At 68.2% G+C, this 12,254-nt stretch carries 12 protein-coding genes; 3 read left to right on the forward strand and 9 right to left on the reverse strand.

Annotated features, from left to right (window positions below):
• Positions 1–50: 50 nt before the first annotated feature.
• The 5 genes from GNT64_RS17955 to GNT64_RS17975 are packed head-to-tail and all read right to left on the reverse strand — an operon-like array spanning position 51 to position 4,711.
• Positions 51–818, reverse strand: a complete 768-nt coding sequence (locus GNT64_RS17955; protein WP_197277082.1) for an SDR family NAD(P)-dependent oxidoreductase — start codon at positions 816–818, stop codon at positions 51–53.
• Positions 818–1,198 carry a nuclear transport factor 2 family protein gene (locus GNT64_RS17960; protein WP_156680763.1) on the reverse strand — a complete coding sequence of 127 codons (381 nt, stop codon included), beginning with the start codon at positions 1,196–1,198 and terminating at the stop codon, positions 818–820. The genes GNT64_RS17955 and GNT64_RS17960 overlap by 1 nt, the downstream gene beginning before the upstream one ends.
• A 2-nt stretch (positions 1,199–1,200) precedes the next feature.
• Positions 1,201–1,656, reverse strand: a complete 456-nt coding sequence (locus tag GNT64_RS17965) for an SRPBCC family protein (protein WP_156680764.1) — start codon at positions 1,654–1,656, stop codon at positions 1,201–1,203.
• Between the two features lie 14 nt (positions 1,657–1,670).
• Positions 1,671–2,435, reverse strand: coding sequence for an SDR family NAD(P)-dependent oxidoreductase (locus GNT64_RS17970; RefSeq protein WP_156680765.1), 765 nt, complete (start codon positions 2,433–2,435; stop codon positions 1,671–1,673).
• The gene (locus GNT64_RS17975) at positions 2,435–4,711 is read right to left on the reverse strand and encodes a TonB-dependent receptor (RefSeq protein ID WP_156680766.1); all 2,277 of its coding nucleotides are present in this window, start codon (positions 4,709–4,711) and stop codon (positions 2,435–2,437) included. Before GNT64_RS17975 ends, GNT64_RS17970 begins: the two co-directional genes overlap by 1 nt.
• 246 nt (positions 4,712–4,957) lie before the next feature.
• Here GNT64_RS17975 and GNT64_RS17980 point away from each other — a divergent pair, with 246 nt between their 5' ends.
• Positions 4,958–7,210: a TonB-dependent receptor gene (locus GNT64_RS17980; protein ID WP_156680767.1), complete on the forward strand. Its 2,253-nt coding sequence runs from the start codon at positions 4,958–4,960 to the stop codon at positions 7,208–7,210.
• Between the two features lie 54 nt (positions 7,211–7,264).
• Here GNT64_RS17980 and GNT64_RS17985 read toward each other — a convergent pair whose 3' ends face one another.
• Complete coding sequence (locus GNT64_RS17985) at positions 7,265–8,467, reverse strand: acyl-CoA dehydrogenase family protein (RefSeq protein ID WP_156680768.1); 1,203 nt, start codon at positions 8,465–8,467, stop codon at positions 7,265–7,267.
• A 131-nt stretch (positions 8,468–8,598) separates the two neighbouring features.
• Here GNT64_RS17985 and GNT64_RS17990 point away from each other — a divergent pair, with 131 nt between their 5' ends.
• Positions 8,599–9,519 (forward strand): LysR family transcriptional regulator, encoded by a 921-nt coding sequence (locus GNT64_RS17990; protein ID WP_156680769.1) that lies wholly within the window; start codon positions 8,599–8,601, stop codon positions 9,517–9,519.
• Here the strand turns inward: GNT64_RS17990 and GNT64_RS17995 are convergent.
• From GNT64_RS17995 to wrbA, 3 genes are read right to left on the reverse strand one after another with little or no spacing between them, the layout of a single operon-like run.
• Positions 9,503–10,405: a fumarylacetoacetate hydrolase family protein gene (locus GNT64_RS17995; RefSeq protein WP_156680770.1), complete on the reverse strand. Its 903-nt coding sequence runs from the start codon at positions 10,403–10,405 to the stop codon at positions 9,503–9,505. The genes GNT64_RS17990 and GNT64_RS17995 overlap by 17 nt on opposite strands.
• A gap of 57 nt (positions 10,406–10,462) precedes the next feature.
• Entirely contained in the window at positions 10,463–10,648 is a 186-nt protein-coding gene (locus tag GNT64_RS18000) for a tautomerase family protein (protein ID WP_156680771.1), read from the reverse strand.
• An 11-nt stretch (positions 10,649–10,659) separates the two neighbouring features.
• Positions 10,660–11,208, reverse strand: a complete 549-nt coding sequence (gene wrbA / locus GNT64_RS18005; RefSeq protein WP_231639575.1) for an NAD(P)H:quinone oxidoreductase — start codon at positions 11,206–11,208, stop codon at positions 10,660–10,662.
• Between the two features lie 201 nt (positions 11,209–11,409).
• Here wrbA and GNT64_RS18010 point away from each other — a divergent pair, with 201 nt between their 5' ends.
• Positions 11,410–12,168, forward strand: coding sequence for a GntR family transcriptional regulator (locus GNT64_RS18010; RefSeq protein ID WP_156680773.1), 759 nt, complete (start codon positions 11,410–11,412; stop codon positions 12,166–12,168).
• Positions 12,169–12,254 lie beyond the last annotated feature (86 nt).

The raw sequence follows: 12,254 nt of genomic DNA on the forward strand, positions 1-12,254 counted from the left end.
GTCTCAGGGCGCGCGGTCCGCTCGCTCGGCGGCTCGCGCGGAGGTTCGGTTCACCAGGCGCGCACGCCGCCATCCACCGCCACGTCCGCGCCGGTGACGTAGGATGCATCCGCGCTGGCGAGAAAGGCGACGACGCTGGCCACCTCCTCCGGCTGGCCCATGCGGTTCATCATCGCGCGGCCCAGCTGCACGCGACTCCACTCGGCATCGTCGAGGATCATGCGCGTCTGGTTGGTCTCGATCGTGCCGGGCGATACGCTGTTGGCGCGGATGCCGTGGTGTCGGCCCTCCATCGCCAGCTGCCGCGTCATCGCCAGCACGCCGCCCTTGGCCGCTGCGTGGGCGAGGCCCGGCAGCCGCTCGATCCCCGCCCACGCGGACAGGGACGCGACGTTGACGATCGCGCCGCGGGTCTTGACCAGTTCCGGCCAGGCCGCCCGCGTCATCAGGAAGACGATGTCGAGTTCCTGGTTGATCGTCTTGTGCCAGGTCTCGTCGTCGATGGTGTCGATCCAGTCGAAATACGCCATCGCGCCATTGTTGAAGATCACGTCCACACCGCCGAACGCCTCGACCGCGGCGGCGATCACCCGCGCGCACTGGGCCTTGTCGGTCAGGTCTGCCGGGTGGATCGAGATCATCGTGCCGCCCCCCGCCTCGACCTGCGCGAGCGTTTCCGCCGCGCCCGCCGCCGCGATGTCGCAGCCGACCACGTTGGCGCCCTCGGCGGCGAAGCGCAGGCAGCTGGCGCGGCCGATGCTGCCGCCGGAGCCTGTGACGATGCAGGTCCTGCCCGCGAGACGCCGGGTGAGGTCCATCAGATCGCCACCTGGAACAAGGGGGCCATGTCGATGACGATCCACAGCCGATCGATCCTGCCCTCGCCCACCCGGCGCAGCTGGCTGGCGACCGGCATCGTCACCTCGCTGCCGTCGTGCCGCTTATACGTGACCTGGCTGAACTGCGCCGCCATCGCGCCATCGACGACCAGACATTCGCGGCCGTGGCGCATCCCCGAGATCGACGACCAGAAGCCGCGGAACGCCTCTTCGGCAGCGGCCTTGCCGACGATCGCCGGCGCGTTGCCGAAGCGGACCTCGACATCGTCGGCGAACCAGCCGACCAGCGTCGGCAGATCGAAACTGTCGGCATCGCGGAAAAAATCCGCCGCCCAATCGTCGGCTAGCACGGTCGCCATCGTCAGATCTCCCCGTCGCGCACCATCTGCCGCACGCGATCGAGCGTGGCGGCGACCGCGCCGATATACGCGCCCTTCATCTCGTCCCCCTTGGCCTTCTCGGCCGCCGATCCGGGCTCGGTGCCCGGGAAGTTCAGGCCGAAGGTGAAGGTGAGCTGCAGGCCGGCGTCGGAATCCGAGATGGTGTTCTGGATGAAGCCGTTCTCGCCCACCCGCTCGAACTGCACCTGCACCGGCTTGTGCAGCAGGATCTTCTCGCGATGCGAGTTGCCGGCGAACGTCACGTCGCGCAGGATCATGTCCTCGCCGCGCTCGACGACCTCGCACTTCGACATGCCGGGCACGAAGGGAAGCGCATTCTCGGCCTTCATCTCCAGCCCGCGCCACACCTGATCGCGGTCGAGCGTCGGCTCCGCCCCGGGCGGGTTGACGGGGATGGCGTGGGAGAGAGCGTACATGGGCAAGCCTCCAGTCAGATCGAGAGATAGCCGCCGTCCACGGCGATCGTGGCGCCGTTCACGAACGACGCCTGGTCGGACAGCAGCCATACCACCGCATCGCCGATTTCGCTCGGCTGGCCGAAGCGATGCATCGAGTGACGCAGCTTCAGCCGCTCGAACGTGGCGGCCAGTTGCGGGTCGCCACTCAGCCGTTCGATCATCGGGGTGGCGGTGATGCCGGGCAGCACCGCGTTCACGCGCACGCCGCGCGCGCCATAGTCCGCGCCCGCGGCGCGGGTCAGGCCGATCACGCCGTGCTTGGCGGCGCAATATTCGCTCGCCCCCGCCAATCCCACCTGGCCCAGCGACGACGCGGTGTTGACGATCGCGCCGCCACCGCCGCCCAGCATCGCCTTCACCTGATGCTTGATGCACAGGAACACGGCGGTCAGATCGATGCGGATCGCCAGATCCCACTCGTCCAGCGTCAGTTCGTCCAGCGGCTTGTTCCGCTGCTCGACGCCGGCATTGTTGAACGCGCCGTCCAGCCGCCCGTACATCTGCACCGTCTTCGCGACCAGCGCGGCGATCGCCTCCTCGGACGCGAGATCCGCCGCCACGAACACCGCTTCCCCGCCCGCGTCGCGCACCGCCTGGGCGGCCGCCTCACCGCTGGCGGCGTTGACATCGCTAAGCACCAGTCGCGCGCCCGCGGCGGCCAGCACCAGCGCGGCCGCCGCGCCGATCCCGCCGGCCGCGCCGGTGACGATGATCGCCTTGCCGTCCAGCGCGCCCATCAGAACTTGAACCCAGCGCGGACGCCATAGGTGCGCGGCGAGTCCAGATAGGCGGTCGCCGGGCCGGGGATGCCGGCGGCGGCGGTGGCGGCGATCACCACCTTGTCGGTCAGGTTGCGCCCCCAGATGCCGGCGTTCCAGCGGCCATCCTCTGAGTAATAGGTGATGCTCGCGTTGATCTTGGCATAGGCATCCTGCCGGGTGCCGGGATTGTGGACGAAATCCGCGAACCACTTGCTCTCGTAGCGCGCGTCCGCTTGCGCGCGGACATAGCCGGAGGTGAAGTGGAAATCGTGGCTGATGCCGCCGTTGATGGTCCAGTCCGCCGCATAGGGGCCGGACAGCCCGTTGTAGCTCACGCCGTCCGGCGTCACGAAATCCTTGTTGCGGTTCCTGATGTAGCTGACGGACAGGTTCAGTCGATCGTCGACCGTCGGCTGCCACAGGATGTCTAGCTGGTTGCCGGGGATCGTCACCTTGCCGGCGTTGAAGATCGGGTTGAACAGCTTGCTGGCGTCATAAGCCTGCTGCGCCAGGTTGCGATATTCGGAGTAGAAGATCTCGTCGTTGATCTGCAGCGTATTGTCGAAGAAGCGCGCCTTGAAACCGCCGGCGATCGCCTTCAGCGTGCCGGTGCGAACGCGGTTGGGCCGTCCGGGCAGATCCGCCACCTCGTTGAAGGTCTGCGGCTGGTAGCCGGTCTGATACTGCACGTAGAGCATGATGCGCGGCGCGACATCATATTGCGCGCCGATCTTGTAGTCGAAGCGCTTGATCGAATCGTTGAAGCGATAAGGTGTTACCTGATCGTCCAGCGCGATGCCGTTCGCATTCACATCGTCGATGCCGTAGCGGGCGCCGCCCGTCACGCGCAGCTGGTCGGTCAGCTCGTACGTCACCTGCCCGAACACCGCCGCGCCGCGCAGCCGGTTGCGCAGCACGTTGCTGGAGTGGAACGGGAACGGCGTGCCGGGGATCGCCGGCCCGCCCGGGCCGACGGCGGTGCCGACCAGCGCCTCGCCGCTCTGCACCGTGCGATAGCCGTAGAGGCCGACGAGGTAGTTGACCCGCCCGATGTCGCCCGCAAGCCGCAGCTCGTGGGTCGTCGCGTGATAGATGTCCTGCTTGTAGGCCGGCAGCACGCCCAGCCAATAGACGTTCACGGTGGAGTTCAAATAGAAGAAGCTGGGTATGTAGGTGAGCGTTGCGCCCTCGCCCAGCTTCACGTCCAGCTGCCCGCCCGTCACCCAGTTCTTATAGTCCTGCGTCGATGGCGTCGGCTGCCCGAACGGCGCGGTCACGGCGAGCGGACCGGGCCGCGAATCGTCGTACGGGTTCGGCCGCAGGAAGGCGTTCTCGTCGTAGGTGAAGCCGGTCAGGTTGCCGGCCGCATCGTAGTTGGGCCGCGAGCCCTTGTTGACCAGGTTGGGCGTATTGCCGTTCTTCTCGGCCGTATAACCCCAGACGTAGAGGGAAACGTCGTCGGTCGGCTGCCACAGGGCGCTCAGCCGCGCGGAGAAATCCTTCCGCGAGTCCGAGCCGCTGGTCATGTAACCGTCGCGATGAGTGTAGTCGATCGCGGCGCGGAACGCCAAGGTGTCGCTGGCGGCCAAATTGCCGACGACGGTGCCGTGGTAGAGATCGTAATTGCCGGCCTCGAACACGCCGCTGACGCCGTTCTTGAATTCGGGACGGGCGAAGCTGACGTTCACCGTGCCGCCGATCGCGCTGCGGCCGTAGAGCGTGCCCTGCGGGCCTGGCAGCGCCTCCAGTCGGTCGATGTCGTAGAGGCCGACGCTGGTGCCCTCGCGCGGGATGAAGATGCCGTTGAAGTTGAAGGCGACCGACGGCTGGACGTTGGCGAAATCGAGGTTCGAGCCCACGCCGCGCAGGAACACCTGCACGGTATTGCCCTCCTGATGGAAGCGCGCGGCGGGCACCAGCTCCTGCGCGGCGGCCAGGTTGGCGATACCGCGCTGGGTGAGTGCGATGCCGCTGACGGCGGTGACGGCGGCGGGGGTCTTCTGCAGGCTCTCGCTGCGCTTCTGCGCGGTGACGACGATGTCGGCGATGCCGGTATCCGCGCTGGCCGGCTCGCCGCCGGCATCGGTGGCGGTCGGCACCGGATCGGCGACGGGGGCGGCGTTGCCGGGCTGCGCCATCGGACCGGCGGTGGGCGGCGCCACGGCCGGCCCCTGCGCTACGGCCGGTGCCGCGGCAGCGAGTGCGCCGATCGCCGCCGTGCCGGCCAGCATGCTTTTGGCGGTGAGTCTCATGCCTGTCTCCCCTTCCTGAACCACGCTCGTCCACGGCGCGCTAAGTGGATACACGTCTGAGGCTTCCCAGTGTGCCTGTCAATATAGGACTTATACGCCCCTCCGCTTTTTCAGACGTGGCACCGTGCGAGGAAGTGGACCAAGCCGGACCGTAGATGCCGACGTAGCTTCGATCATCGGGGAGTTGCCAGCCGCCGCGTCGTGTGAAAGGAAAGCCGGCAAAGGTGTATCCAGCAGGGGGGAGTGATGCGGAACTTTGTATATGCGTGCGCGGTGATCGGATGCGGCACGGCGGCATCCGCGCAGCCATCGGGCGGGGCTGCGGACGCCGCCGCGCAGCAGGGCAGGGTGCCGGCCGAGCAGGTGCCGGCGAGCGACGCTGACGGCGGCATCCAGGACATCGTCGTCACCGCGCAGCGCCGCGCCGAGAATCTTCAGGACGTGCCGATCACGATGAGCGTGCTGGGCGCATCCGAATTGCAGGCCGCCGGCATCGCCAATGTCGAGCAGGTCGCCAGGCTTACGCCGGGTCTGTTCGTCGGCAAGTTCGATACGCTCCGCCCGCAAGTCTATCTGCGCGGCGTCGGCAGCCGCGTGTTCGATCCGGGCTCGGAAGGGTCCGTCGGCATCTTCACCGACGAAAGCTATATGGGCCGCTTCTCCGGCTCGCTCACCGACGTGCTCGATGTCGAGCGGATCGAGGTGCTGAAGGGCCCGCAGGGCACGCTGTACGGCCGCAACACCATCGCCGGCGCGATCAACATCATCACCCGCGCGCCCACCGACACGTTCGAGGGCTATGCCGAGGCGAGCTACGGCAATTACAACCAGTATGACGTGCGCGGCGCGGTGTCCGGCCCGCTCAGCGACACCGTGCGCTTCCGCATCGCCGCCCGCACCGGGCACCGGGACGGCTTCTCGCGCAACACCGCCAGCGGCCGGCGCGGCAACGGCGACGACGGAGACGTCATCCGCGCCCGTCTCGCCGCCGATGTGACGGAGCGTCTGACGGTCGACCTGATCGGCGAGTATCAGCATGCCAGCCTGCCCGGCCTGCTCCAGGAATCGACCGGCTCGCGCCAGTTCCTGCAGGCGGCGTCCTCGCCATCCTACACGCCGACGCCGGACAAATATTCCGAGGCCTATAATATCGACGGCTACAGCCGCCGCAGCATCTACAGCGGCGTCGGCAAGATCGCGTGGCGGGGCGATGCGGTGACGCTGAACAGCATCACCTCCTATCGCCGCAGCACCATCGGCCAAGCCTACGATCTCGACGCGACGCCGCGCAATATATGGACCTTCGACTATCGCGAACGCTCGCGCCAGTTCAGCCAGGAGGTGCGGCTATCCTCGTCCGACGACGGCGCGGCGACCTTCGGCGGCGCGATCGACTGGGTGCTGGGCGGCTATTACTATAACGAGCAGACCCGTCGCGCGGACCACTTCAATCTGGGTGCCGACTCGATCTTCGCGACAAACCAGGCCGCGACCGAGGTGAACACCTACGCCACGCGCATCAGCACGAAGAGTTATGCCGCCTTCGGGCAGATCACCGCGAACCTCACCGACACGCTGCACATCACCGCCGGCGGCCGCTACACGCACGACAGGAAGGCGGCGGTGATCACCACGACCACGACATCGACGATCCCGCCAAGCTACTATCCCGGCTTCACGGTGCGGCCGGGCAAGAGCTGGTCGTCGTTCGATCCGAAGCTGACGATCGATTACCAGCTCTCGCGCCGGATACTGGCCTATGCGACCGCAAGCCGCGGGTTCAAGAGCGGCGGCTTCCAGTATAACAGCACCAACGCCGCGCTGGCGGCGGTGGTGTTCAACCCGGAGCGTGCGTGGACCTATGAGGCGGGCCTGAAATCCCAGTTCCTCGACAACAAGGTGCAGTTGAACGTCGCCGCTTTCTATTACGACTACAAGAATCTGCAGCTGCCGCTGTTCGTGCTGCTGCCGCCACCCGCGCCGGCCGGTTCCGGCAGCAACGTGATATCGAACGCCGCCAAGAGCACGATCAAAGGCATCGACGCGACGACGCTGATCGCGGTCACGCCCGAGTTCACGCTGAGCGGCGGCGTCTCCTATCTCGACGCGAAATATGATCGCTACGTCACCGGCACCGCCAATTATTCGGGCAACCGCATGATCCGCAGCCCCAAGTGGCAGGCCAACGCCGCCGCAAGCTACGAGACGCCGCTGAACGATGCGCTGAAGCTGAAGCTGCGCGGCGACTGGAGCTATACCAGCCGTATCTTCTTCGAGGCGGACGAGGGCGCGCGGCCGTTCACCAGCCAGGAAGGCTTCAGCCTGTTCAACGCGCGCGTCGGCCTGGCGGAGATCGACGATCGCTGGGCGGTGGAGGGCTGGGTCAGCAACATCGCCGACAAGCACTACGTCAACACCGTCTTCTCGGTGCCCGTCACCGTGCTGCAGGTGTGGTCGCTGCCCCGCACCTATGGCGGCACGGTACGCTATCGCTTCTGAGCCGGCCGTCCTCGTCGTCGCCGGGCTAGGCCCTCGGCGACGACGGAGTCCCGATCAGAACGGCCCCTTCGGCTCCAGCCCGAAACGCTCCTGCCCGACCATCGCGTAGATGGCGGGCACGTCGAGGCTGGCGTGGCGCGCAGCCGCGTTGATGTCGCGCCAGTATCGCTGGATCGGGCTGTCCAGCGCCGCCGAAGCCGCGCCCGCCCCCTCGAACAGCAGATTGACCGCGTCGGAGGCGGCGCGCGCGGCGAAGGCGATGTCGCGACGGATGCGGATGCGTGCGGCGTCGCTCGGCGCCTCGCCCGCCGCGACCTGCGCCTCGAACGGCGCGAGATCGGCGAGGAGCAGCGCCATCGCCGCATCGATCAGCGCCGATGCCTGCCCCACACGCTGCTGCGCGTCCTGTCCCTGCGCGACGCCGACCGGCGCACCGGGCTTGAGCGAGGTCTTCACCTTGGCCTTCATCGCCTCCACGAACCAGTCGAGCGCACCCTGCGCCATGCCCAGCAGCGGTGCGACCAGCGTCACCGCGCCCAAGGTGGTGAAGGCGAACTCCGCCATCGGATTGTCCGGCACCGCGCGCCCCGGCATCGTCCGCTTGACCACGTCCGAGAACAGCAGGGTCCGCGCGGCGGGCACGAAGACGGGCGCGTCGGCGACCAGCGTCTTGCTGCCGGTTCCCTGCATGCCGGCCACGTGCCAGCTGTCCTGATCGATGGACAGGGCGTCGCGCGGCACCATGAACCAGCCGACGCCCTGACCCTCCGGCAGCAGGGCGGAGACGAACAGCCAGTCCGAATTGTCGCAATTGCTGGCGAACGGCCAGCGCCCGCTGATCGCGTAGCCGCCTTCGACCGCCGCACACGAGCCGGTGGGCACGAACGTTCCGGTGACGAGGTGATCGGGCGCGCGGCCCCAGATCGCCGCCTGCGCCTCGAGCGGCCAGTAGCAGGCGAGCCACGCGTTGACGTTGGCGATCGAGGTGCACCAGCTGGTGCTGCCGCACCCGCGGGCCAGCTCGAAGCCGACGCGCAGCATCGCGCTCGGCCCATGTTCGTAGCCGCCGAAGCGCTTGGGTTGGCCCAGCCGCAGCAGTCCGGCCTCGCGCAGAAGCGCGATCGTATCCGGCGATACGCGGCGATCGCGCTCGGTCTGCGCGGCACGCTCCGTCAGCACCGGGCGCAACGCGGCGGCGCGCGCGACGAGCTCGTCCACCGTGGGCACGTCGATCTCGATCCGTCGCATCACGTTCATGGCATCCTCCGCATCACATGTCCGAAGACGAGAATGACGCACATGCGGCGCGCTGAAAAATGCGTCGAGCCGATCGCAGCATCGGCAATCTCGATGATTGAGCCGGCTGGCATCGTCGTACAGAATGGCTCGTGGCTGATTTCGATCTCAACCTGCTCCGCCCGCTGGACGCGCTGCTGCGCGAGCGCAGCGTCACGCGCGCGGCGCACCTGCTCGGCATCAGCCAGCCGACGATGAGCGGGATGCTGGCGCGGCTGCGCGAGCAGCTACAGGATCCGCTGCTGGTGCGTGTCGGGCGCGCGATGGAGCTGAGCCCGCGCGCGGCCGGGCTGGCCGACGAGGTGCGGCAGACAATGCTGCGCGTCGGCCAGCTGACCACGCCGCTCACGCCGTTCGACCCGGCCGCGGCACGGCGTCACGTGCGGATCATGACGTCCGAGTTCGGCCTGTTCCTGGTGTTGCCGGACGTGTTCGCCCGCGCGGGCACGCTGGCCCCCGGCGTGACATTCGAGACCGTGCCGATCGATCGCCCGGTGCGTAGCGTCTTCGCCGGCGAGGTCGACCTGTGCCTCACCGGCGACATCCTGCAGGAGGTGGCGGGCGAGATGGCCGACGCGGTCCGCACCCAGGTGCTGGCGGAAGATCGCTTCGTCGCGGTCGTCGACGCGGATCACCCGCTGGACGGGGCCGCGACCCTCGATCAACTGCTCGCCTACCCGCACGTCGCCACGCAATTCCCGGGCAGTCGGTGGACGGTCGAGGACATCGGCATGAGCGGCCTGTCCGAACGGCATCCGCCGCGGGTGCGCGTCGCCAGCTTCCTGGCGATCGGGCGGATGGTGCGGGGGACGGATGCCGTGGGCATCATCCCCGCCCGCCTGGCCGATCTGGCGTTGGCCGGCGGCGGCCTGCGCACGGTGACGCTACCCGCCGGCTTCCGCGGCGTCTCGATCCGGCTGCTGTGGCACGCGCGCCTTGATGCCGATCCCGCGCAGACGTGGTTGCGCGGCCTGATCGTCGCGGCGTGCGCGAACCTCACACGATCGGCGTGATCAGCCTGCCGAGGCCGGCGATCTCGATGACTACCTCGTCGCCCGGCTTCAGATATTCGGGCGGCTTGCGCCCATGGCCGACGCCGGCGCCGGTGCCGGTGGCGATCACGTCGCCGGGCAGCAGCGTCATGATCGCGCTGAGATGCTCGATGATGGCGGCGACGCCGTAGATCATGTGGCGCGTGTTGGTGTCCTGCTTGGTCACGCCGTTGACGGTCAGGTGGACGTCGACATTCTGCGGATCGGCCACGAACCGCGCGGGCAGCAGATAGGGGCCGAACGGGCAGAAGCCGTCGAAGGCCTTGTGGCGCACCCAGTCCACGCCGATCGGCGGACGGCTCGCCAGCCAGTCGCGTGCCGACAGGTCGTTCAAATTGGCATAGCCGGCGATGACGTCCAGCGCCTCGGCCGCGGCCACGTGGCGGCATTCGGTGCCGATCACCACCGCCAGTTCGGCCTCATAGTCCATCAGGCTGACGCCGGGCGGCCTGGCGACGGGGTCGCCGGATCCGCGGATCGTGGTGTTGGCGGGCTTGAGGAAGGCGTAGGGATATTCGGGCACCATCGGGATCGGCATCTCGGCGACGTGATCGTGATAGTTGGCGCCGATGCAGACGATCTTGCCCGGCAGCGCCAGCGGCGCGCGGAACTTCGCCTCCCCGGCGGATCGGCCGCCCGAGAAGTTCGCCGCCGCCACCGCCGCATCCAGCGCCTGCGACGCCGCCGTCCAGTCCTGAAGCAGCGGCATCAGGTCCGTCCCCGCAGCCAGCGCGCCCGCATCCGCGCCCAGCACTTGTGCGAGCGGCAGCAGCCGCCCGCCTTGCTCCACCACGGGCAGCGCGACGCCGCCGTCTTCGATCACGGCCAGTCTGTAGACGTCACTCATATCGCTCCCCCCAAGCGCGCGGTCGCGTGCCGCCGCGCGTGTCTGCGTTCACGGCGGTCAGCCGTCGGCCTTGCTCTTCAGCCCGATGCCCCAATGCTGCGGCTCGACCTCCGTCAGGATCACGCGCACCGACTGTTCCGGCACGCCCAGCGCGTCGATCGCGGCCTGCGCCAGTCCGCGCATCAGGGCGCTCTTCTGATCCGGCGTCCGCCCGGCGAGGAGTTGCACGTTGATGAGTGGCATGGCGTGCTCCCTCAGGCGATGTGGCGCGCGGCGAGCGTGGCGACGTGGCGGCCGAGGAAGCGCGCCCCGTCGAGATCGGCGCTGCCCGGCATCCGGCTGCCGTCCGTATCGGACAAGGTGGACGCACCGTAGGGGCTGCCGCCTTTCACCGCCTCCAGCCCCATCTGCCCCTGGAAGCTGTAGGGCAGGCCGCTGACCATCATGCCGTGGTGCAGCAGGGTCGTCAGGATCGAGAACAGGGTCGTCTCCTGTCCGCCATGCTGGGTGGCGGTGGACGTGAAGGCCGCACCGATCTTGCCGACCAGCGCACCGCGCATCCACAGGCCCCCGGTCTGATCCCAGAATTGCGCCATCTGCGCGGGCACCCGCCCGAAGCGGGTGGGCGCGCCGACGATGATCGCGTCATAGTCCGGCAGTTCGTCCACCGAGGCGAGCGGGGCGGCCTGATCGAGCTTGTAGTGCGACGCCTGCGCCACATCGTCCGACACCAGCTCCGGCACGCGACGCACGTCGACCTGCGCGCCGCCTTCGCGCGCGCCGTCGGCCACCGCGCCGGCCATCGCCTCGACGTGCCCGTAGCTCGAATAATAGAGGACCAGCAGCTTCACCCGACGACTCCCGATAAGTGGACGCACTTTTGCGATGTCGCCTCCGGGCTGTCAAGGTGGCCACGAAGGCGATTCGCCAAGGTTCGGGATACAGAGCGACGATACCCCCTGCCGGTGCTTGACCGACGTGCATCCAGTGGTAGGGTTCTTGCCATGCCGTTGGGACCAGACATCCTCCAGCCGATCGACCGCGCCGACCGCCGCCGCACCGCCGTCGAGGTCTATGAGGCGCTGCAGTCGTCGATCCTCGCCGGGCGGCTGAAGCCTGGCACCGTGCTCAGCCAGGTCGAGGTCGCGCGCCTGCTCAACGTCAGCCGCACGCCGGTGCGCGAGGCGATGCGGATGCTGCAGGAAGGCGGCCTGCTGGTCGGCGAGCCGAACTATCGCAGTCGCGTTCTCGGCTTCGATCCCGAGGACATCGAGGCGCTCTACATGAAGCGCGTCGTGCTGGAGGCGATGGCCGTCTCGATCACGACCCGGCGGATGACGCCCGCCCTCCTCGCGGACCTGAAGGACGTCGTCGCGCAGCTGGAAAGCGACGAGGGCCACGAGGATTTCGAATGCTGGCAGCAGCTGCACCGCCGCCTGCATCATCTGATCGTCTCCGAAGCCGGCACGGCGCTGGTCGAGGAGCTGGCCTCGCTGGAACTGCGCAGCGGGCGCTACCAATCGGCCAGCAAGGGCGCGCACCTGCCGGGCTGGTGGATGCGTGGCGAGGCGGAACACCGCGCACTGCTCGATGCCATAGCGAAGGGCGATGCACTGGCGGCGGGCGAATTGTCGGCGCGTCATCTCGCGCGCACCGCGCTGGAACTGCTGGCCGCGCTCGCCCCGGAATATGATTCGTCGCGGCTGCGCGAGAGCCTGCGTTTCGCGATCAGCGGTGCGGCGGCATCGGGCAAGCGCCACTGAGATGAAATAGGACGTGCACGCACTTTCCAGTTGCGGCCTGCCGTGATGGGACGTATACAACCATTCACGAGAGGGAGAGGTATCCG

This window comes from Sphingomonas profundi, from assembly GCF_009739515.1.
GTDB classification, from domain to species: domain Bacteria; phylum Pseudomonadota; class Alphaproteobacteria; order Sphingomonadales; family Sphingomonadaceae; genus Alterirhizorhabdus; species Alterirhizorhabdus profundi.